General features: G+C 33.3%; 14 protein-coding genes. 7 read left to right on the top strand and 7 right to left on the bottom strand.

Annotation, left to right across the window (positions count from 1 at the left end; all coding sequences use genetic code 11):
• Positions 1 to 61 precede the first annotated feature (61 nt).
• Positions 62 to 1,651 (bottom strand): bacillithiol biosynthesis cysteine-adding enzyme BshC, encoded by a 1,590-nt coding sequence (gene bshC / locus IRZ83_RS15200; RefSeq protein WP_194570035.1) that lies wholly within the window; start codon positions 1,649 to 1,651, stop codon positions 62 to 64.
• A 271-nt stretch (positions 1,652 to 1,922) separates the two neighbouring features.
• Between bshC and IRZ83_RS15195 the strand changes: the two genes are divergently transcribed.
• Positions 1,923 to 3,200, top strand: a complete 1,278-nt coding sequence (locus tag IRZ83_RS15195) for an MFS transporter (protein ID WP_194570033.1) — start codon at positions 1,923 to 1,925, stop codon at positions 3,198 to 3,200.
• Positions 3,201 to 3,352: 152 nt separating this feature from the next.
• Here IRZ83_RS15195 and IRZ83_RS15190 read toward each other — a convergent pair whose 3' ends face one another.
• Positions 3,353 to 9,208: a T9SS type B sorting domain-containing protein gene (locus IRZ83_RS15190; protein WP_194570031.1), complete on the bottom strand. Its 5,856-nt coding sequence runs from the start codon at positions 9,206 to 9,208 to the stop codon at positions 3,353 to 3,355.
• A 123-nt stretch (positions 9,209 to 9,331) separates the two neighbouring features.
• Here IRZ83_RS15190 and IRZ83_RS15185 point away from each other — a divergent pair, with 123 nt between their 5' ends.
• Positions 9,332 to 11,536, top strand: a complete 2,205-nt coding sequence (locus tag IRZ83_RS15185) for a B12-binding domain-containing radical SAM protein (protein WP_194570029.1) — start codon at positions 9,332 to 9,334, stop codon at positions 11,534 to 11,536.
• Between the two features lie 14 nt (positions 11,537 to 11,550).
• Here the strand turns inward: IRZ83_RS15185 and IRZ83_RS15180 are convergent, their stop codons facing one another.
• The 4 genes from IRZ83_RS15180 to IRZ83_RS15165 form a co-directional block, all read right to left on the bottom strand.
• Entirely contained in the window at positions 11,551 to 12,087 is a 537-nt protein-coding gene (locus tag IRZ83_RS15180; protein ID WP_194570027.1) for a hypothetical protein, read from the bottom strand.
• Positions 12,088 to 12,172: 85 nt separating this feature from the next.
• Positions 12,173 to 12,937, bottom strand: a complete 765-nt coding sequence (locus IRZ83_RS15175) for an MBL fold metallo-hydrolase (protein WP_194570025.1) — start codon at positions 12,935 to 12,937, stop codon at positions 12,173 to 12,175.
• A 111-nt stretch (positions 12,938 to 13,048) separates the two neighbouring features.
• Entirely contained in the window at positions 13,049 to 13,735 is a 687-nt protein-coding gene (locus tag IRZ83_RS15170; protein WP_029272737.1) for a response regulator transcription factor, read from the bottom strand.
• Positions 13,732 to 14,994: a sensor histidine kinase gene (locus IRZ83_RS15165; protein WP_194570024.1), complete on the bottom strand. Its 1,263-nt coding sequence runs from the start codon at positions 14,992 to 14,994 to the stop codon at positions 13,732 to 13,734. The genes IRZ83_RS15170 and IRZ83_RS15165 overlap by 4 nt, the downstream gene beginning before the upstream one ends.
• Before the next feature lie 164 nt (positions 14,995 to 15,158).
• Here IRZ83_RS15165 and IRZ83_RS15160 point away from each other — a divergent pair, with 164 nt between their 5' ends.
• Together IRZ83_RS15160 and IRZ83_RS15155 are read left to right on the top strand one after the other, a co-directional pair.
• Entirely contained in the window at positions 15,159 to 15,566 is a 408-nt protein-coding gene (locus IRZ83_RS15160; protein ID WP_194570022.1) for a DUF1573 domain-containing protein, read from the top strand.
• A 177-nt stretch (positions 15,567 to 15,743) separates the two neighbouring features.
• Positions 15,744 to 17,321: a murein L,D-transpeptidase gene (locus tag IRZ83_RS15155; protein WP_194570020.1), complete on the top strand. Its 1,578-nt coding sequence runs from the start codon at positions 15,744 to 15,746 to the stop codon at positions 17,319 to 17,321.
• A 131-nt stretch (positions 17,322 to 17,452) separates the two neighbouring features.
• On the opposite strand, the gene IRZ83_RS15150 is transcribed toward IRZ83_RS15155, so the two are convergent.
• A complete protein-coding gene (locus IRZ83_RS15150; protein WP_194570018.1) occupies positions 17,453 to 17,962 on the bottom strand; it encodes a C40 family peptidase in 510 nt (169 codons plus the stop codon).
• Positions 17,963 to 18,183: 221 nt separating this feature from the next.
• Between IRZ83_RS15150 and IRZ83_RS15145 the strand changes: the two genes are divergently transcribed.
• From IRZ83_RS15145 to bglX, 3 genes are all read left to right on the top strand, one after another.
• A complete protein-coding gene (locus tag IRZ83_RS15145; RefSeq protein ID WP_194570016.1) occupies positions 18,184 to 19,278 on the top strand; it encodes an SGNH/GDSL hydrolase family protein in 1,095 nt (364 codons plus the stop codon).
• Positions 19,268 to 20,650, top strand: a complete 1,383-nt coding sequence (locus IRZ83_RS15140; protein ID WP_194570014.1) for a sialate O-acetylesterase — start codon at positions 19,268 to 19,270, stop codon at positions 20,648 to 20,650. Before IRZ83_RS15145 ends, IRZ83_RS15140 begins: the two co-directional genes overlap by 11 nt.
• Positions 20,651 to 21,036: 386 nt before the next feature.
• Positions 21,037 to 23,334 (top strand): beta-glucosidase BglX, encoded by a 2,298-nt coding sequence (gene bglX, locus IRZ83_RS15135; protein ID WP_194570012.1) that lies wholly within the window; start codon positions 21,037 to 21,039, stop codon positions 23,332 to 23,334.
• Positions 23,335 to 23,440: the final 106 nt, after the last annotated feature.

Genomic DNA, 23,440 nt, shown 5'->3' with positions numbered 1-23,440 from the left:
GTTTTTAGCCACGAATTCACGAATTTTTATTTCAATAATTCGCAAATTCGTGGCTATCTTTTTATATTGTAATTATATTAAAATTAGTTTCTAATGGTTTTAATTTTTGAATCAAAATCGGAATTAACTGCTCGCCTTTTTCTAAATAAAATTCAGAAAAATTAGTTTGGCGTTCTTGTAAGCTTCTGTTAGGGAATAATTCTAACTGCAAATCAATTACACGCTGTAATTCATTTTCTAATTTGCGTTTTTGTGCTTTTAATAATCTTTTTTCAAGATTTTCTAAGCCTTTTTTCTGTTTGGTTTCCTGCGCTTTTACTGCTCCACTAAATGATTTGTCGGTTTGCTGTGCAAGCTCGTAAAGATATTCAAATTGTTTTTCGAGAGTTTCTTTCTGAGGTGTTAAGTCGATCGGAAACGGAGATAATTTATGGGTAATTGTATTTACTAAATCAGCTGATTTTGTAAACAGATCTTTCCAGTTTAAACCTAATTTGTCTGCTTTGTGAGTTTGTTTTTCAGTATTTAAAAGCACAGAATTACGAACCAAAAGCATTGGAAAAGTAATATTTACAGCATCAAAAAATGATTTTAATTCCAACCAATACGCAATTTCTCCACCTCCGCCAATGTAGCACAAATTAGGCAAAATGATTTCCTGATAAAGCGGACGCATAATTACATTTGGGCTAAATTTCTCTGGATTGCTTTCTAATAATTTTAAAATTTCTTCTTTAGAAAATGAGATTTTAGTATTGTTTACGAAGTATTTATTGTTTTCGAAAATAATTCGTTCACGCAAATCATCTTCAATATAAAATAAATTAATTTCGCGCGGATTTACTTGAATTGTGTAGTCTTTTAAGTGTTCAATGGTTTGCTGAACGGTTTTAAAAGAAGTTTGCTGTTCTAATTCTTCTTTAACAAAAGGAATAAAAGCACGTTTTAAATCGGCATCATCTGCATCTAAAATGACTAAACCATAATTAGCGAATAAACTATTTGCTAAAAATCGTGTAGCGTCGGCAAGATTTTCATGTTTTAGATATGCTTCTTCAAACAGTTTTTTAAGAACATTAGCATTTGTGCTTGAACCGAGTTCTTTTGAATATATTTCGAAAAATTCCGCTAAACCTTCTGTAGAAAGTCTTCCAACCGGACCGGTACTTTCTTTATTCCATCTGAATTTTTTTCCTTTAAAATTAAAATAATTAATCTCTTCAAAATCATGATCTTCCGTTGCCATCCAATAAATTGGCACAAAATTATATGTCGGATACTTCGATTTTAATTCCTTAGTCAAATTTATTGTCGAAATGATTTTATAAAGAAAATATAAAGGACCACTGAACAAATTTAATTGATGCCCAGTTGTAATTGTAAAAGTACATTCGTGTGATAAAAGCTCGATGTTTTGTTTTGTAGCATCTGAAATTTCTATGTTTTGATATTGTTTCTTTAAAGTTTCAACCAAAGGAATTCGGTTGGCGTTATCAAAATTAGATTGCTTTTCAATGATTTGTTTTTCAAAGTTCTCCAAAGTAGGAAAATGATTGTACAGCGGTTTTAATTCTGATTTTTGATCTAAATAATCGTTTATCAATTTAGAAAAATATCCAGAAGTTTGATAGCTGATACAGTCGGTAGGCATAATTTTAAATTTATTTTTGACAGCAGTAAATTTAATGAAAATATACAGTTAAAAGCGGTTTTAACAATTGCTTATTACCTGATTTTTTATTTTTATTTTAAAGTTCATATAATCAAGTTTTTAATATTGAATTGGAAGAATGTTTTTTGAAATACAAAACACATTAAATTTGTTAAAAATACACGTCAGTTCTGAAAGTAATTGCTTGAAATGTGAATTATTAATAACGAAATTATATTTTTGTAACCAAAAAAAGATATATCCATTTTACATGAAAAATAACCCAAACCAGAAGAATTCCCTACGACATGTTCTTTTTGGTTCTTTGATTGGAACCACAATTGAATTTTTTGATTTTTATATTTATGCTAATGCGGCCGTTTTAGTTTTTCCGCAATTATTTTTTCCTAGTGCTGATTCCACTATGGCAACTTTAGAATCTTTAGCTACTTTTTCTATCGCTTTTCTGTCTCGTCCTTTGGGTTCTGCTTTTTTTGGACATTATGGAGATAAAATTGGACGTAAATTTACCTTAGTTGCAGCTTTATTGACAATGGGTATTTCGACAGTGGCCATTGGATTTTTGCCAAGTTATGCCAGTATTGGCATTGCCGCTCCATTATTATTGATGTTATGCCGATTTGGGCAAGGCGTTGGTTTAGGAGGCGAGTGGGGCGGAGCAGTTTTATTGGCTATAGAAAATGCACCTCCAAACAAACGTGCATGGTATGGTATGTTTCCGCAATTGGGTGCTCCAATAGGTCTTCTGCTTTCAGGGGGAACTTTTTTAGTATTAACCGATTCAATGAGTAGTGAAGATTTTATGAATTATGGATGGAGAATTCCTTTTATTGCGAGTTCGTTGTTGGTCGTTGTTGGTTTTTATATTCGAACAAAAATTACCGAAACACCTTCATTTGAAAATTCTAAAAATGCACACGAAGAAGTAAAAATTCCATTTTTTACACTTATTAAATCCTATAAAAATCAATTAATCTTTGGAACTTTTGCAGCCATTACAACATTTTTAGTGTTTTATTTGATGACCGTATTTACATTAAGCTGGGCAAGTTCAAATTTAGGATTTACTAAAAGAGATGCTTTGTTAATGCAATTGTTCTCGGTATTGTTTTTTGCTGTTTTTATTCCCGTATCAGCTGTTCTTGCGGATAAAATCGGCCGTCGAAAAATTCTAATTATTACTACTGTGCTGATTGCCATATTCGGATTTTTCTTTTCGTATTTTCTTAATTCAAACAGTCCTGCTTTAGTAACTACTTTTGTGTGTATCGGAATGTCATTGATGGGATTCACTTACGGACCGCTAGGAACTTTTTTGTCTGAATTATTTCCAACCACCCTTCGCTATTCCGGCGCATCATTAACTTTTAATCTGGCAGGAATTCTTGGAGCTGCTTTTGCTCCGCTAATAGCCATTTGGCTCGCAAGTACTTACGGTTTAAATTTTGTTGGATTTTATTTGACAATTGCGGCTTTTATTTCTTTAATTTCTTTATTTGTAATTTCTAAGAAAGTACATCAGTTTTAAAATTTATATTTATGAACCCTTATAAAATGGGCAACAATTTAAATTGTTGCCCATTTTCTTTGTCAGTAAAAAAAGTATTTAGATATTTTTTAGGAAAGTAAAATGCCCGGTGTGCAGATACTAAGTAAATTTCTCAGACTTTTAGCTTAAATCTATCTCTTTAAACTAAAATGACCTCTAAATTCTGTTCCGTTTAATCGGGTTGCTGTAAACCAATAATCGGATGCAGGTTCCTGATAGCCCAGATAATTTCCATCCCAAGTGTTGTTGTTAATTGTTAGTTCTTTTATAAACTTTCCATATCGGTCAAATATTTTAATTCCGGTATTTGGAGCGAGATAAGCAAAATTAATTGTCCAATGGTCGTTGTAACCATCATTATTTGGAGTAAAGAATTTTGGAAAAGGAAGCTCATCTACAAAATTAATACAATTGCCTTCTGTGGCTTCAAGAACGTTTATGCTGACAGGAATTCTGTCACTATCGCAATTGCTTATGTTTTGCGAAGCATAATAGGTAAAACCATTTTCTAAAAGAGTTGATTCTGAAATAGGAATAGTAGAAGAACTATTTTCAAACCATTTAATATTTTGTCCAGTAATCTGAATATCCTTAATCGAAGCCTTTTTTTGAATACAAAATGTTTGCGGGGAATCAGCAATCGGATTTTGAGTGTCTTGTATTTTTACTGTTACAGCAAATCTTTCACTTTCGCAATTGTTTAGTGTTTGCGTGGCATAATAGGTTCCGTTTTGCAACAAAGTTGTTTCGGGTAAAATAGTTCCGTTTGTTTCTGAATCATACCATATAATGGCAGTTCCAGCTAAATTTAGATTTTCCAAAGTTGCAATTTCATCAATACAAAATTGCTGATTGGCATTTCCGGTTGGTAAAGCAGTATCGTAAACCTGAACTGTAAATGGAGTTCTGTCGCTTTCACAACCAATAGTTTGCGATGCATAATAGGTTTTATTGTTTTCTAACAAGGTTGTATTTGGCAAAACAGCAGCAGAAAAACCGGTATCGTACCATTTTATATTTTGTTCCGAAGGTTGAATGTCGTTTAAAGTAGCATTTTCTTTTTTGCAGAAAGACAGATTTCCGTTTCCGGTTGGAGCAGCAGGTGTATTGACAATTGAAATTGTAATTCCAAATCTAGGACTTTCGCAATCATTCACGGTTTGAGATGCATAATACGTTTTTCCATCAACAAGGTGAGCAGTTTCTGCTAATAGTGAACCATTGTTTAATGAATCGTACCATTTTATGGAAGTTCCTGTAATTTGAATGTTTGTAATAGTTGGATTTTGCCCTGTACAAAAAGGCTGATTTGCATCTCCCGCTGGCGCTAAGGTGTTTTGAATAGTAATAGTTATCGGAACTCTTAAGCTTTCACACCCATCAATAGTTTGTGAAGTATAATATGTTATACCATTTTGAAGTGCAGTTGTATTTGGCAAAAGTGTTCCTGCAGTTTGCGCATTGTACCATTTTATGTTTTGACCTGTAACTGCTATATCATTTAAAGTTGCATTTTGCTGGATACAGAATGTATTAGAATTTATCACTTCGGGAGTTGGTGTAGAAGTAATAAAAGTTGTTATAATTGCTTTTACATTTTCAGAAACACATCCATTTGCATTTTTTGTTTTTAGATAATATTCTCCAGGATTTAAAAATGAAGATGTTGCATTATTGCTCCAGTTTATTCCATTATCAAAACTATAATCTGACGCTAGAGAAAGAATAGTTATTTTTCCCTGGCTATTATTACAGTTTGGTTCCATAATACTATAGGTAGGAACAACTGGATAATCTGTTGCTGCATTTATTTGAATTAAAACCGCTTCAGATTCACACCCAGCCGAATTTTGAATTTTAATTTTATATTTTCCAGCTGCTAAATTTCCTGACTCTGAATTAGTTATCCAGCTTAAACCATTGTCAAAACTATATTTTGCAGCTATCGTTGTAATTTTAATACTTCCAAAAGGATTGGTACAGCTTATGGGTTGAGAAACTGTGTAATTTGGCGGTACAATGGCATCTAAAGGAGGGTTTATAGTTACCTTAGTTGCAAGAGAAGGGCAGCCTGTACTGCTGTTTTTGATTTTTATAAAATAATCGCCAGAAATTAAATTTGCTGCAGTAGCATTTGTACCCCATGTTTGTCCGTTGTCAAAGCTGTAAAAAGAAGCAGTCGTAGTCACAGAAATACTCCCTTTTGCAGAAGTACAGCTGCTTGGCTGTTGAGTTGAAACAGTGGGTTTTTGAGCTGGAAGATTTACATTATTAAGATAAACTGAACTGTAATTGGATTCACATCCCAAAGCATTTTTTATTTTTAAAAGATAATTATCAGGAGTTAAATTAGAGAAAGTGGCGCTGGTGTTCCATGTTTTACCATTATCTATACTATATTCTGAAGCAGCTGTATTGAAAGTTATGCTGCCTAATGCTTCACAATTAGGCTGTACTAATGAGTATAAAGGTGGATTAAGGTAAAATTTCGGAATATAAATATTTTGCGTATAGGACTCACATCCTAATTCATTTTTTGTCTTTATTACATAAGATCCTTCATCTAAATTTGTAGCCGTTGGATTAGTGGTCCAATTTTCTCCATTATCAAAACTATAAAATGCAGCGGGAGTTGTTATTGTAATACTTCCCCCAGTTCCACATACAGGAGGGGTTGTAGTGTAATTTGGTCTGGGTAAATAAAAACTATAAAGTGTTGCAACTCTCCACCAGGACTCACAACCTAAATTATTTTTTACTATTATGGAATAATTACCAGGAGATAAATTTGTGGCTGTGTTGTATTGACTCCAGGTTCTGCCATCATCAAAGCTATATTGATCAAATAGAGGATCTATTGTAATACTCCCTTTATTCTTTGATTCACAAGTAGGTTGAGTTACTTGTATACTAAAATTAGATAAATAGTCTTGAGTGAAATTCACAGAATAAAGTGTTTCTGAGATACATCCAGATTCATTTTTTATTTTAGGATAATAAAAACCAACTGGTAAATTTGTAGCGGTTGGATTTGTGCCCCAAGTTTCACCACCATCAAAACTGTAAAATGGTGCTGGTGTCGTAATTGTAATAGAACCTCCTTTACCACAGCTAGGATAAGTAACTTTATATTCGGCCTCTTTTATTTTAAAAGGAGTGAATTGAACTATAAGGTTTCCTGACTCACATCCTTCTTTATTTTTTATTCTTAATTGATATTTAAATCCTATAGGAAGATTTGAAGCTGTAGGGTTGGTACTCCAATTTAAGCCACCATCAAAGCTATATAAGGCAGCAGATGTGGTAATGGTAATGCTTCCGGTAGCATTACTGTCGCAAGTAGTTGGTTGTACTATTGTATAAGCAGGAGTATTAAGGAAGTTGAGGTTAAGACTAAACCAATTATTTTCACTTACACAGCCTGATTTATTTTTAATCCTAAGATAACCACTTACGCCGCCATTAGGATACTTAAGTAAATTTGGATCTGTACTCCATGTTGCTCCATCATCAAAACTATAAAATGCAGCAGGTGTGGTTATGGTAACACGTCCTGGAGTGGCACAAGTAGGTTGTACAGCTGTAAATTCGGGGCGTGCTACATAATAAGCATTATTTATATTGGCAATTGCATAATTTGACTCACAGCCTAAAGAATTTTTTATTTTCAAGAAGTAAGTTCCATAATTTAAATTAGAAATATTTGGGTTTGTACTCCATGTTGATCCCCCGTCAAAACTATAAGATGCAGCAGGGGTTGTAATTGAAATACTCCATTTTGATTCTGTTTCACAATTGGGATTTATTATTTTGTATGTAGGCGCATCCAGATAGAAAGCAGGTAAATTGACATATGCAACATCAGATTCACAGCCTATTTCATTTTTAATTTTAATATAATAATAACCAGAAGGTAAATTAGCAGCGGTTGGATTTGTTGTCCATGTGTCTCCATTATCAAAACTATATTCAGATGCGGGGCTGGTAATAGTAATACTGCCGTTTGTCATACATGCAGGATTTACTGTTGTATAAGTTGGTCTAGGTAAATAAAAATTTATTTTAATTGGATAGACTTCAGATTCACAGCCTAGTTCATTTTTTGTTTTTAGTGCGTAATTGCCCGGTTTTAAATTATTAAAAGCAGGTGTTTCCTCCCATGTTTGTCCGTTGTCAATACTATATTTTTGTGAAGACTTTAAAAAAATAATACTTCCGGTATTACTACAAGTAGAGGGCTGAGTAATTTTAACTTCAGGATATTGTTTAGAAAATGGATCAAAATGAATTTGATTAAAATAGGGTTTCGATTCACATCCAAATTCATCTTTAATTCTAACATTATAATAACCAGAAGGTAAATTAGTTGCCGTTGGGTTTGTTGTCCATGTGTCTCCATTATCAAAACTATATTCGGATGCTGGGCTAGTAATAGTGATACTGCCACCTTGATTACAGTTAGGTTGGATTAAAGTATAGGTTGGAGAATTAATATATGACTTAAAAAGTAAGACACTTTGAGAATACGATTCGCATCCGCTGCTGTTTTTTATTTTAAGTAAATAATTTCCAATAGGTAAATTTGTTTTGGTAGAACTGTTTTCCCAAGTCAAACCATTATCAAAACTAAATTGTGCCGCAGGGGTTTTTATAGTAATAGTCCCGCCAGAGCTACAAGTTGGCTGAATAATCGAAAATGTTGGGCGGTCTAATAATATTGGGGGATCAATTGTTACAATCGTAGGTGTAGAAATACAGCCCGAAGCAGTTCTGGTCTGAACATAATATTTGCCATAATCTTTTGTGACAAAGTTCGCATCTGTTTGCCATACCAAATCTTTTGTAACATAATTGTCATTTGCAAGGAAGGCCAAACCTTTATCAAAACTATATTCCATTCCGGGTTCATTAACTTTGATATAACCATTTATATCCTGACACGTAGGCTGAACTACTGTTACAGAAGGATTGAGAATTGAATTGTTTATAGTTAATTTTGAACTTATGAAGCAATCATTTCCATCTGTAACTTTTACAGCATATTCTCCTACATTTGTTTTAACAGAAGCAATTGGATAAAATTTATTAGTTGCTCCATTTATTGCAATTCCATTTCTATACCATTGAAAAGTTGCTGCTAAAGTCGTAGTTTTATTCAGGTTAGCAGTTAATATTAAATCATTATTGCAGAAATTGCCGCTTTGAACGATAGTAACCCCAAAATTTTCAGCAGTATTTAATCTTAAATTATCATATAAAAAAGAAGGTTCATAATCAGTATTAAATGATGGAGGTAATGTTTTCTCGGGTCCTAACATTATTGCGTTAATGTCAGTGTTTGTGGTAAAACTAATTGTTACTTCTCCCCAAGTAGTCTGAGGTTGGTATAAAACTTTTCCAATTTCAATCCAGGATGAGTCAAATGAATTTGGATCTGAAGTAGTATATAATGGTAAATTATCTTTATTCTTACATCCATAAAGTGTTACATAAGTAGGCGCTAAGAAATTAAAATCAAAACGTTTACTTAGGTTGTTTGTTTCGATACTCATCAGTGTAGCAATATTCAATGTTAACTGATAGTTTATTCCGGCACTTAACGGGCTTGATAATTTTGTAGCGATATATTCTTTTTTATTGTCTTTGTATACTGCCCTGAAAATTCCTTTACCATCTGGAAAATTTTGAAGATTTTTGCTGTAAATAGTACTAAAAAGAAAGCAGTCTTTGTTTAAATAATCTGGGGATGGGATTGTTCCTCTTGTCCAAAAAGTGGCTGTTGAAATATCGTCATAATTCTGAGGACAATTGGTTTTTTCTTCAAAAGAAGCATTTTTTAAAATGGAAGTAGTAGCATTACAAATACAATCTTCATCATTTAAGTCAATTTTACCGTCACCATCATCATCAATTCCGTTATTACAATTTTCCTGAGAATAGCAAAATACTGAAAAAAACAAAAAAATAAAAAGTAATTTATGTTTCATAAGTTGGTTTTGGATAGTGACAAATGTAATTAATTATCTACAAAAGAAAAGTAAAATTACAAGTTGAATCTTTTCCTGAAAAGTCTCTAAATATCCCGTATTTTTGCAAAAAATAATATTGCTTTGAAAACAAAACTTTTTGTAATTACGCCGCCATTTACGCAACTGAATACTCCGTATCCGGCAACAGCGTATATAAAAGGTTTTCTGAATACCAAAAATATAGAATCGGTTCAGGCTGATTTAGGTATTGATGTGATTTTGGAATTGTTTTCAAAAAAAAGATTAGTTGATTTGTTTCAAGTTTCAAGTGTCAGGTTTGAAGTTGCAAACGCTGAAGTTTCTGATAATTCTAAACGTATTTTTGCTTTACAAGACGAATACATCAAAACTATTGATGCTGTAATTCAGTTTTTGCAGGGAAAAAATCCAACATTGGCATTGCAGATTTGTCAGGAAGATTTTCTACCAGAAGCATCCCGTTTTGCTCAATTAGAAGAATTGGATTGGGCTTTTGGAACAATGGGAACGCAAGACAAAGCCAAGCATTTGGCCACTTTATATCTTGAAGATATTTCAGATTTTATAGTAGAATGTGTTGATGATAATTTTGGCTTCAGCAGATATGCAGAGCGTCTTGGCCGAAGTGCAAATTCTTTTGATGAATTATATGATGCTTTACAGCAAAAACCAACTTATATCGATTTGATTTTAATTTCGATTTTAAAAGAAAAAATTGAAGCTGTAAAACCTACATTCTTTTTAATCTCTGTTCCCTTTCCAGGAAATTTGTACAGCGCTTTTAGATGTGCACAATGGTTAAAACAAAATCATCCTGAAATTAAAATTTCGATGGGTGGCGGTTTCCCGAATACCGAATTGCGTTCTCTTTCTGATAAGCGTGTTTTTGAATTCTTTGATTTTATTACTTTAGATGACGGCGAAGTTCCAATAGAAGAATTAATTTTCAATTTAGAAAATCCAAATTACAATTCTTATAAAAGAACTTTTTTATTACAAAACGGAGAAGTTGTCTATAAAAATAATTCCCTAAAACACGATTACAAACAAGCTTATGTAGGAACGCCAGATTATTCTGATTTGCCTTTGGATAAATATATTTCGGTTATCGAAATCGTAAATCCTATGCACAGAATGTGGAGCGATGGACGTTGGAACAAACTGACAATGGCGCACGGCTGTTATTGGGGAAAATGTACTTTCTGCGATATTTCATTAGACTACATAAAGGTTTACGAACCAGTTGCAGCGAACTTACTTTGCGACCGAATGGAAGAAATGATGCTGCAAACTGGGCAGAATGGTTTTCATTTTGTTGATGAAGCAGCACCGCCGGCACTGATGCGTGCTTTAGCTTTAGAAATTTTACGCCGAAAATTAGCGGTAACATGGTGGACTAACATTCGATTTGAAAAGAGTTTTTCTAAAGATTTATGCCTGCTTTTAAAAGCCTCTGGATGCATTGCCGTTTCTGGCGGTTTAGAAGTAGCTTCTGACCGATTATTAAAATTAATAGAGAAAGGTGTAACCGTTGAACAAGTAGCAAAAGTTACCCGAAATTTTACCGAAGCCGGAATCATGGTGCACGCCTATTTAATGTACGGATATCCAACGCAGACCATTCAAGAAACGGTTGACAGTCTCGAAATGGTTCGCCAATTGTTTGAGGCCGGAATTCTGCAATCTGGTTTTTGGCATCAATTTGCGATGACGGCTCACAGTCCGGTTGGTTTGTATCCTGAGAAATTTGGAGTAACAAAAGCAACAGAAACAATAGGGACTTTTGCCAATAACGACATTGATTATACAGATTCGACCGGAATCAATCATGATAAATTTAGTTTTGGATTAAAGAAATCGCTCTTTAATTTCATGCACGGAATTTGTTTCGATTATGACCTTCAAGATTGGTTCGATTTTAAGATTCCAAAGACTAAAATTGACCCCGATTTTATTTTTAATGCACTCGAAGAAGAAAATGATTTTAATACCAAACCAAATGCAAAAGTAGTTTGGCTTGGAGGAAAACCTTCTGTAGAGCATTTTACAAAATCTAAAAAAGGCCAAACTTGGGAAATGATGACTTTTACTTTTCATGATAAAAAGGAAAGTTTCAACATCCAGACCAATAAAAATGAAGGCGAATGGCTGGTCGAGATTTTAAAGAAAATCACAATTTCAAATACAAAAAACTATACTTTTCAAGAAGTAAAAGCAGATTTCGAAACGGAATTAAATGATTTTGAATTGTTTTGGTATTCAAAACCAATTAATACTTTGCGTGAGTTTGGGTTATTGGTATTGTAGATTTTTTAGACTTTCTAGTTTTTAGTTACCCAATAATGAAAATCTCTTTCTAAATCATAAGCCATTCTTTTTACACTTCTTCTAATAATAAAATAAGGAATTCCTAACATTACTGACATGTGAATTAAAATAAAAGGAAAGAAGAAAAAAGGTGCAGGACTAGGATTGTTGTCAACAAAAAAAAGAGAACCAAAAATAAAAAATGAATAGAAAATAAGCATTATTCCTAAAAATAGAATCATTCTTTTCTTAAAGCCATTAATTTCAGCATTTATATTTAACTGGCTATTATCTTCAGCAAAATGCCCGGTTACTTTTGCAAACGAATAATTAGTGTCAAACAATTTTTTTCTCTTTTTTAATTCAAAAAAATTGTTTTCAATATTGCCTTTGTATTCATTTGTACTAGATTGAAAAACTTCAAAAGGCACATACCCTAAATTAGATTCATCTACATGCATTCTGAATTTTTGAATGAAATCTGTTTTTGAAACAGGCAACTGTATAGTAAGATCTTTGATTAGATGTATTTTTCTTAAAAAATTATTCATGTCTTTTTATTGATTTGAAGACCAAATATAATATTATTAGTGAAATAACAAATAAGCCATAATAATTAATTAAAAAATAGAAAAATCAATATTCCACAAATGTCCCATCAGCTGGAATCGCAGTTTTTGATAAAAGATTATTTTCTGCTAATGCATTTTTTAATTGCTCTCTTGTTGTGGGGCAATGGTTTAAAGCTTCTAAATGATTTGCGAAGACTTTTCCCGGCGCAAGTGCAGTAAATTTTAAAATATCATTCATTCGCATTAATAAAGGCTGGCCAATATCTAATCTCGCAGTTCCGCAGGCGACAGTTGCAATATCGGGTTTAAATTCAACCAAAACTTTTTGTACATGTTCCGTGAAAACGGTATCTGAACTTATATAAATAGATTTTTCGTTGGCTAGCTCAATAAAAAATCCCATAACATTTCCCATTAATTTTGCTATAAAACCGTAACCATGAATGGCAGGAATTCCTGTTATTTTACCGTCTAGAAAAGACTGAGGTTCCCAATAATTTAGAGTTTGAGTAATATTTAATCCTCTTTTTGTTAATTCTTTTTCAATTTGTACACTGCAGATTACCGGAATGCTTTTTCGTCTTAAAAAAACTTCACCGGCTTTGTCAATATGATCCGGATGCAGATGCGTTATAATGCAATGCGTCACTCTGCTCAATATTTCTCTGCTGTTTTTTGGCAAAGAAACCAATGGATTTCTGTGAGGATTATATCTAAAAATGGTAAAAGGCGGAATCGTTTTTCTTTTTCCTAACATCGGATCAACTAAAATCACATGTTGCTCCGTTTCAATAACTAAAGTCGCGTTACGTAAATGATGTAATTTCATATCGTGGAAAATTAGAACTTAAAAATACGAAGATTTTTCAAATTTAATTTACAGATTTTTCTTTATTTTTAACAGAATCGACGTTGATTGTGATATGAAAGTTTAAGCTGTTTATTCAATCGAGAACCGAAACCCGATTCCGTGCAGATTTTCTATAGAAATTCCTTTTTCATTGGCTAAAATTTTACGCAGACGCGAAATAAAAACGTCTAAGCTTCTTCCCATAAAATAATCGTCGGTACCCCAAAGCGAAGTTAAAATTTGTTCTCTTTTTAAAACCGAATTTTTATTATCAAGAAACAATTTCAGCAATTCGGCCTCACGCTGCGTAAGGCTTATTTTTTCGTTTTCATTAAAAAGAATAAAATTGTTAGTATCAAATTGATACTTTCCAATTTCGTAAACTGATTTTTCGATCGGAATATTTTTCTGCGAACGTTTTAAGAAAATTTCAATTTTCAGCAGCAATTCTTCAATACTGAAAGGCTTTACCAAATAATCATCGGCACCCAATCGCAAACCTTTAATTCTATCTTCTTTTAAAGTTTTGGCAGAAAGAAAAATTATAGGAATATCAGTATTCACTTTTCTGATTTCAGTAGCCAATTCAAATCCATCCATTTTTGGCATCATGATATCGAAAATACAAATGTCAAAATTGTCTTTTTTAAAAGTTTCTAAACCCAGTTTTCCATCACAGCAATGCACAACTTCATAATGGTTTTGCTCCAAATTATCTTTGGTTAAAAATGCTAAAGTTTCATCGTCTTCGGTATAAAGTATTTTGAAGTGTTTCATTTTTTATAAGGAATTGACAAAGTTATAGTGATGCCGTTTTCTGGGTTATTTTCGGCTTTTATTTTCCAATTCTGAAGGTTGCAAATTTCTTTTACATAATATAAGCCGAGTCCAAAACCGTTTACTTCGTTGCTTTTTTCGTTTTGCGCACGGTAAAACTTATCAAATATAAAAGAAATATTTTTAGGAGAAATACCAATTCCGTTATCAACAAAAGCTAATTTTAAAATTTGATTTTCTACTGTTATGCGAATTAGAATTTCAGGTTTTTCATTACAATATTTTACAGCGTTATCTAATAAATTATAGACTAGATTATTAAAGTGAAAAACATCTGTTTCGATTTGATAATCAGCTGATAAAGTTTCAATATTAATAATGGCTTCAGGATATTTCAATTGAATATTTTCAATCGTTTCTCCAATAATAGGGACGATTAAAACTGTTTCTTTTTTTAGTTCTAAAGGAGCATAATCTGATTTGGCAATATTTAGAATCTTTTCAATATGATTGTTCAGTTTGTGACTTTGATTTATAATAATATTGGTATACGTATGTAGTTTTTTGTCTTCCTTAATCGGGTTTTGTTCGCTTAAATATTTTGATGCGATCAAAATAGAAGACAGAGGTGTTTTAAATTCATGGGTCATATTATTAATAAAATCGCGCTGTAATTCAGAATATTTCTTTTGCTGTAAAAGTGTGAAAATGGAATAAACGTAAATCAGTAAAATCAAAATTAAAGCGATCGAAAGTACGAACCAAAAGCGCATCGAACTGAATAAATATGTAGTTTCGTTAGGAAAACGAACGGCAAAGTAATAAACCAGGTTTTTATGTTTTGGAAAATAAACTGTCTTTTTTGCTTTTCCTTTTTCAGATAAAGAAATGTAATTTCCATAAACCATTTCGTCGCTTTGGCAATTGTACATGGCGTACTCAAAATCGGTCGTAATATTCATTTTTTTGAATTCTGTTTTCAAATAGAATTCTAAAATATCCGGTTCAAAATCATTGTCAATGTTTACGATATAATAATCGTTGGCAATTTTCTGAACAGGATTTTGAGCCGGCAATTCGTGATTAGTGCCCTCGTATAATTTTTTAGCAACTTCAAGCAGTGCAATATGCGCCTTTTGACTCAGTTTTTTTTGCTCTAAAGTAAACGCCTCTTTTGTCCACAGCAATTGCGCCACCAATATGCTGATAATGGCGATTAATCCTAAAAGGATGATGCTGTTGAGTTTGTTTATTTTCAAGAAAAATGTCTTTTTTAAAATGTAATATTAATCAAATTTAGACTTAAAAACAGCTATTAACAAGTCGTTAACAAAGATTTGATAGCGGTTAACAGCGATTCGATTTTATCTGAGGTACTTTTGAAATACAAATTTCGAACTATAAACCATTAATACATATAACTATGAAAATTATTAAAATCTCGATGTTAGCTTTAGCTCTAGGCTTAATGTCTTTTTCAGCAATTGTTCCTGTAAAAACACTAGTTTCTAAAATTGAAGCAACAGCTTCAACAATTGTTTGGAAAGTAGAAACTGTTGATGTTGGAGAAATTCCACAAGGAACTCCAAAAGCAATTGTTTACGAATTTAAAAATACTGGAAAAACAGCTGTTGTAATTACAAACGTTCAAGGATCTTGTGGTTGTACTGCAACAGATTATACTAAGGAGCCAATTTTGCCTGGCAAAACTGCTAAAGTAACAGCAACATATAATGCGGCAAATAAAGGAGCTTTTACAAAAACAGTAACAGTTACAACAAGCGCTGAAACTGCTCCAAAAATCCTTACTTTAAAAGGAACTGTAATCTAAAAATAAAAGGTTGGTTATAAAGCGAAAAACTCCAAATATGTGATGTATTTGGAGTTTTTTTATACGTTAAACTGAAAGTAAATTCAGTTTAAAAATGGTATTGTAAAGGCAGTATTAATTTTCATGTAAAAGATTTGTTTTCAGTAAAACTTTTCTATTTTTATTAAAAATATTATTATGAAAATTTTCTATTCGCTCGTAGCTTTTATCGTTCTTTTTTTGGCTTTTTCATGTAATTCTAAATCAGAAAAAAAAGAAGATGCAAAGCAAACTGCAGAGAAAGTAGTGCCGGAACTTAAAATCTTTATTGATAGTACTCAGATTTCTAATTTTTATGCTACTTATCCAAAACTGAATAAATTTCAAAACGAGGTTTTAGCTTTATACAAGAAAAATAATTCGACTCAATTATGGCTGGACAATAAAGGCGTAGTCGAATTTGCCAATACATTATTTAATAAATATAAAAATTTAGAAGAAGAAGGTCTTAAAGCTAATTTTCCTTACAATGAAAAAATTAGTCCGGTCTTTGAGCAAATTGCCGAAAACAAATTATCTCAAAAGGATACTGATTTGATGATTACCAATTTATACTTTTACTATGTTCAAAAAGTTTCTGGAGTGGATGAAAAAACAACTAAATCATTAGAATGGCTTTTACCTCGAAAAAAAGTAAATTATCAGGTTTTTTCAGATTCGATTCATAAAAAATCAACGATCAGTGATGATAAAAAAAGCAAAATGTTCAGCCAGTATTACAAACTTCGCGATGCACTTCATGAATACAGACAAATCGAGAAAAAAGGAGGCTGGAAAAATATTGAAACAGCAGAAGATTTTAAAAGCTTTAAAAAAGGAGATTCTGCCGCTGCAATTGCACAAATCAGAGAAAGACTTTTTTTAACAGGCGAAATTAAGGAAAACAATAAAAGTTCTATTTATGATGATGCTTTGATTGATGCTGTTAAGGATTTTAAATTGCACAACGGGAATATTGTAAACGAAAAAATCCTGCCAGAGCACATTGCTGAAATGAATATTCCGGTTTCAGACAGAATTAAAACTATTATTGCAAACATGGAACGATGCCGATGGATTGATCCTGAACTTGAAAAAGGAAAAGAATTTATTGAAGTAAATATTCCGGAATTTAAATTATACTTGATTCGAAATCGAGAAATCGCTTTTGTTTCGCCAGTTGTTGTTGGAAAAGCAATGACTAAAACGGTTATTTTCAGTGGTATGATGAATAATATTGTCTTTAGTCCATACTGGAATGTCCCTACAAGCATTATCAATAAAGAGATAAAACCCGGAATGGCAAAAAATAAAAACTATCTGGCCCAAAAAAATCTCGAATGGAATAACGGCGCCGTGCGACAATTACCGGGAAAAAACAACTCGCTTGGTTTGGTGAAGTTTTTATTTCCGAATTCGAATAATATTTATCTGCACGATACGCCAGCAAAAAGTTTATTTGGAAGAGAAAGCAGAGCTTTTAGCCACGGTTGTGTACGTGTCGAAAAACCAAGAGAATTGGCTATCGAATTATTAAAACAAGATCCTAATTGGACACCAGCGCGAATTGATAAAGCGATGCACGCCGGCAAAGAAAGCTGGTACACAATAAAAAAGAAAGTTCCAGTGTATATTGGATATTTTACGGCATGGGTAGACAGAAAAGGACAAATAAATTTCTACAATGACATTTATAAAAGAGATGAAAGCCTGATAAAATTATTGACGGAAGAGTAAAAAAAACTTACAGTAATTTTCACGCAGATTTGACAGATTAAAGTAAATTTAATTAGATTTTTTTAAGTTTATCACAATAAATAAATCTGCGTACTTTCTGCTTAAATCTCTTTAAATCTGCGTAAAAAAAACTATTTACTCAAAACATCAATACATTTATAAAAACGATTGGTATAATGTTCTGTATCAAGTGAGGTAATCGTTACGCTATTTACTTTTCCAGAAGAAGCATGAATAAATTTAGACTGCATGCCGTTGGCCTCGCAAATAATGCCGAGATGGCCAATAATTGTTTTGTCTTTGTATCCGTAAAAAACTAAAATATCTCCAACTTTAAAATCTTCTGGATTTAATTTTTTGCCAATATTTTTATATTCGCCTGAACTTCTAGGCAAGTTTACATCAAAATGATGAAAAACATAGCTGACAAATCCAGAACAGTCAAATCCTTTTTCAGGATCGCTTCCAGCATATACATAAGGTGTTCCTAAAAAGTTTTTAGCATATGCAGCAATTGAATCTCTTTCAATTTGCCCTTTCGTTTTGTTAATGGCGTAGACCTCTGTTTTGGTTTCTTTTTTGCAAGTGAAAGAAGAACATAAGATAGCTGAGAAAAATAATATGTAAAGGGTTGATTTCATTTTTTGTAAGTAATAATGGGGTTTAATTTTATAAAGATAGGCCGTTGTTTTTGAATATCAAAGGAATGGTTTCTTGTGTTTTGTAAGAATTAGGAATAAAAACCTAAAAATTGATGTATTTATGTGGTGTTTTTTTATTACTTTTTGATGTTTTAGTATCTTTTTGAATAGTTTATTTCGGATATATTTGTGAATCACATTTATATTTTAACAAATAAATTATGTTTATCAAAAAAATAGCCATTTTAATTTTGTTTTTGATGATTTCAGCATTTTCTGTTTCTCAAAACAAAAGCAATACTTTTTTATATGCTGGCCGAGTTGACAAACTTGAGAATAATAAAGTTATGCTCATCGGAACAGCTTCTTCGGTTTCATTTAATTTTACCGGAAATCAATGTGATATTTTTCTTCAAAGTGTTGATTCTTATGCACATCATAATTATGTTTCTTTAGTTTTAGACGGAAAATATATTGGAAAAATAAGAATTGAAAAAGGTGAAGTACAATCGTTTCCAATAAAATCAACTGCAACTAAAAAAGTTCATAATCTCCAAATTTATAAGGATACAGAAGCACACACGGGAGGTGTTTTATTTGCAGGAACAACCGCAAAACTGACTTCAATTTCATCAAAAAAGAAAAAGAAAATCGAATTTATTGGAGATTCTATTACGTGCGGTGCTGCAAGCGACCCCTCAGAAGTTCCTTGTGACAAAGGCGAATATTACGACCATCATAATGGTTATTATGCATACGGGCCAACGCTTTCGAGAGCAATTGGCGCAGATTATTTGACCAGTTCTGTGTCTGGAATCGGAATGTACAGAAATTGGAATGACGAGAACAAAGACGAAGCCATAATGCCGCAAGTTTATGAGAATTTATACTTGACAAAAGACGCATCAAAACCTAAATATGATTTTGCTTTTCAGCCAAATATTATCAGTATCGCTTTAGGAACTAATGATTTTTCGGGCGGAGACGGCAAAAAAGAACGCTTGCCTTTTAATCCAGAAAAGTATGTCTCAAACTACATCAACTTTATTAAAATGTTGTACACGCATAATCCAAAAGCACAGATTGTTATCACAAACAGCCCGATGGTAAATGGAGAAAGAGCAATAGTTTTTGAAGATTGTTTGAACAAGGTAAAAGCAGCATTTTCTTCTGATAAATCACACAAAGAAATTCAGATTTTCAAATTTAAGCCTATGACACCAAAAGGCTGTTTGGGACATCCTGATGTGGAAGATCAAAAGGTTATGGCTGACCAATATGCTCCGTTTTTAAAAAAGCTGCTAAATGAAAAATAATATATTTAAGTTTGTTTTCTTTCTGATGATTTCCACTACTATGATGGCAAACGTTTCTCTTCCGAATATTTTTGGCGATAATATGGTTTTACAACGCAATTCCGAAGTGAAAATTTGGGGTTGGGCAAATCCTAAAGAAGAAATTAAATTGGTTTCAAGCTGGAACAATCAAGAATATAAGATTGTCGCGAATAATCAGGCGCAATGGGAACTAAATATAAAAATTCCAGAAGCGGGTGGACCTTTTACTATTTCAATAAAAGGATATAACGAAATCATTCTTAAAAATATTTTAATTGGCGAAGTCTGGGTCTGCGCGGGACAATCGAACATGGAAATGTCGGCAAGCTGGGGAATTGATAATGGTGAAGAAGAAATGAAAAAGGCAACGGATCCTAATATTCGTTTTTTTACAGTTCCGAAATTAACTGCAACAACACCACAAAATAATCTTTTAGGAAACTGGACAGAATCAACTCCAGAAACTATGAAATACTTCAGCGCTATTGGCTATTTCTTTGCCAAGCGTTTGCGTGAAGATTTAAAAAATGTTCCAATCGGATTAATATCTTCCAACTGGGGCGGAACTCCTGCCGAAATCTGGATGCCGGAAGAAGTAGTAAATAATGATCCTATTTTATTGGAAAATGCTAAAAAGCTAAACGAACAGGAATACGGACCGCGTCAGCCTGGACGTGCCTACAACGCTATGATTTATCCAATTGTCGGATTTAAAATTGCGGGAACTTTATGGTATCAGGGAGAGTCGAACGTTGGATCTTTGGTTTATGATAAAACATTGTCGGCTTTAATTACTTCGTGGAGAAAAGTTTGGAATGATGAATTTCCTTTTTACTTCGTTCAAATTGCGCCTTATAAAACAGGCAGTAATAATTTCTCTAATGTTGCTGTAAGAAATTCTCAAAGAAAAATTTTAAAAGAAGTCTCAAAAACCGGAATGGTTCTGACTTCTGATATTTCGGATACAATTGATATTCATCCAAAAAATAAAAAATCAGTCGGAATTCGTTTGGCAAATCTGGCTTTGGCGGAAACATATAAAGTCAATTCAAATTTGGTAAATGGTCCGCTTTTTAAAGAAGTCAAAATTGAAAAAAACAAAGCGATAGTTTCTTTTGATTATGCTGATGGCTTGTATTTCAAAAATAAAATTTCAAATCAATTTGAAGTAGCGGGAGCAGATGGAGTCTTTTATCCAGCCGAGGCTTCAATCAAAAATAATGAGGTGATTGTGACAAGTAAAAAAGTTGTAAGTCCGGCAAAAGTGAGATTTGCTTGGGGAAATACAATACAGCCTGATTTGTTCAATAAAGCGAATTTACCGGCTTCTTGTTTTACGTCAGAATTTTAGATTTTAGTTCCGATCCCGAAACCTCGGGACGGGATAGATTTTAGATTTTTTGCGCAAAGTTTGTCATCCTGAGGAACGAAGGATCACACTAGAGGCTCGACAAAGATTGGAGAAGTTCTGTGCGGAATTACTAGTGTGATCCTTCGTTCCTCAGGATGACAAGATTATGTTTAAACCAAAAAAGTTCTTTTAAGAACGTTCGCGTGAGGGATAGCAGTGGAAAGCCCACAGCCTGACGAAGGAAGTGCGAGGACTTGAAACGAATAGCCCGGCCCGCCTTTTTCGGCGGGACACGCGCAAAGAAACCTTAGAATCTCAGCATCTCAGTCCCGATCCCGAAACTTCGGGACGGGATAGCATCTAAAAAAACTAACTAAACCACACATATGAAAAATAAAAAAATAATAACTATTGGGGTTTTTGCCCTTTTTACGATTGGAAATATGAATGCACAAAAAAAGCCGTATCTGGATAAAAATAAAACTGTTGAGCAGCGCATAGATTTGCTTTTGCCGTTAATGACGCTAGAGGAAAAAGTGGGGCAGATGAACCAATACAACGGTTTTTGGGATGTAACGGGACCAGCACCAAAAGGCGGAACGGCCGAATTAAAATACGAACATTTACGAAAAGGATTAGTCGGATCGATGCTGACGGTTCGTGGCGTGAAAGAAGTTCGTGCCGTACAGAAAATTGCGGTAGAAGAAACGAGATTGGGAATTCCGTTAATAATTGGATTTGATGTTATACATGGTTATAAAACGTTAAGTCCGATTCCGTTGGCAGAAGCGGCAAGCTGGGATTTGGAAGCCATAAAAAAATCGGCAGCAATTGCGGCGGATGAAGCTTCGGCATCTGGAATTAACTGGACTTTTGGACCAAACGTAGATGTTGCAAATGATGCGCGTTGGGGACGCGTGATGGAAGGTGCAGGAGAAGATCCTTATTTAGGAAGTAAAGTAGGGTATGCAAGAGTAAAAGGTTTTCAGGGAGAAACTGTTGCAGATCTTCAAAAAGTAAATACAATTGCGGCTTGTGCGAAACATTTTGCAGCCTACGGTTATGTTGAAGCTGGATTGGAATATAATATTGTGGATATCAGCAATTCTAAATTGTACAACTCCGTTTTGCCTCCTTTTGAAGCTACGGTTCAAGCGGGAGTTCGTACGTTTATGAACTCGTTTAATACCCTGAATGGTGTTCCAGCAACTGGAAATGCTTTTCTGCAAAGAGATATTTTAAAAGGAAAATGGAAGTTTGACGGATTTGTAATTTCTGATTATGCTTCGATTCGTGAAATGATCGCGCATGGCTACGCAAAAGACGAAGCAGATGCAACTGCAAAAGCTGTAATTGCGGGTTCTGATATGGATATGGAATCGTATTTATATGTGGCAAAACTGGTTGATTTGGTCAAATCTGGAAAAGTGAAAGAAGCTTTGGTTGATGATGCTGTTCGCAGAATTCTACGAGTAAAATTTGAGTTAGGATTATTTGATGATCCGTACAGATATTGTGATGAAAAACGCGAAAAAGAAGTTGTGGGGAGTAAAGCCAACAACGAAGGCGTTTTGGATATAGCTAAAAAATCAATCGTTTTGTTAAAGAATGATAAGAACTTGCTTCCGCTGAAAAAATCTGGACAGAAAATCGCTTTGATTGGCGCTTTAGCAAATGATAAAAACAGTCCGTTGGGAAGCTGGAGAATTGCGGCTGATGATAATACTGCAGTTTCAGTTTTAGAAGGAATGCAGCAATATAAGGACAATCAACTGGTTTTTGAAAAAGGAGTTGATTTATTAAAACAAAAAGCGACTTTCTTAACTGAAACAGTTTTCAATACCACAGATAAAAGCGGATTCGAAGCGGCCAAAACTGCAGCAAAAAATGCCGATGTTGTCGTAATGGTTTTAGGTGAATACGGTTTCCAGAGCGGTGAGGGAAGAAGTAGAACAGATTTGAATCTTCCAGGTTTACAGCAGGAATTGTTAGAAGAAATCTACAAAGTAAATCCAAATGTGGTTTTGGTTCTGAATAATGGTCGTCCGTTGAGTATTCCTTGGGCAGCAGAAAATGTTCCCGCAATTGTAGAAGCCTGGCATTTGGGAACTCAGACCGGAAATGCAGTTGCGCAGGTTTTATACGGCGATTATAACCCAAGTGGAAAACTGCCAATGTCGTTTCCTAGAAATGTAGGGCAAGTGCCAATTTATTATAACAAATACAGCACAGGAAGACCAATTGACAGTGATAAAAATGTTTTCTGGTCGCATTATATGGATGTGGAGAAAACGCCTCAATTTCCTTTCGGTTTTGGATTGAGTTACACGAAATTCGATTATAAAAACTTGAAATTGAGCAAAATCGCTTTTGCAAAAGGAGAAAATGTCCAAGTTAGTGTTGAAGTAACCAACTCAGGAAATTATGATGGAAAAGAAGTAGTACAGTTGTACATTCATGATGAATTTGCAAGTATCGTTCGCCCAACAAAAGAATTGAAAGGTTTTGAATTGGTAAGTCTTAAAAAAGGTGAAACAAAAACGGTAAAGTTTGCTTTAACGGATAAAGAACTTGGTTTTTATGATAACGAAGGAAATTATTTAGTTGAACCGGGAACTTTTAAAATTATGGTTGGAGGAAGTTCTGATAAAGGTTTACAGGGTGGTTTTGAAATTAAAGACTAAAAGGTTTTGCCACAAAGACACTAAGGCACTAAGTTTTATTTCGCCACGAATTCACGAATTAATTGTTAAAATTCGTGAATTCGTGGCGATTTCATTTTTGGATAAA

Origin of the sequence: Flavobacterium sp. JLP, from assembly GCF_015350755.1 — a bacterium.
GTDB lineage: Bacteria > Bacteroidota > Bacteroidia > Flavobacteriales > Flavobacteriaceae > Flavobacterium.
The sequence above is the reverse complement of the archived record's forward strand: the minus strand, read 5'-3'. Positions and strand labels throughout refer to the sequence as shown.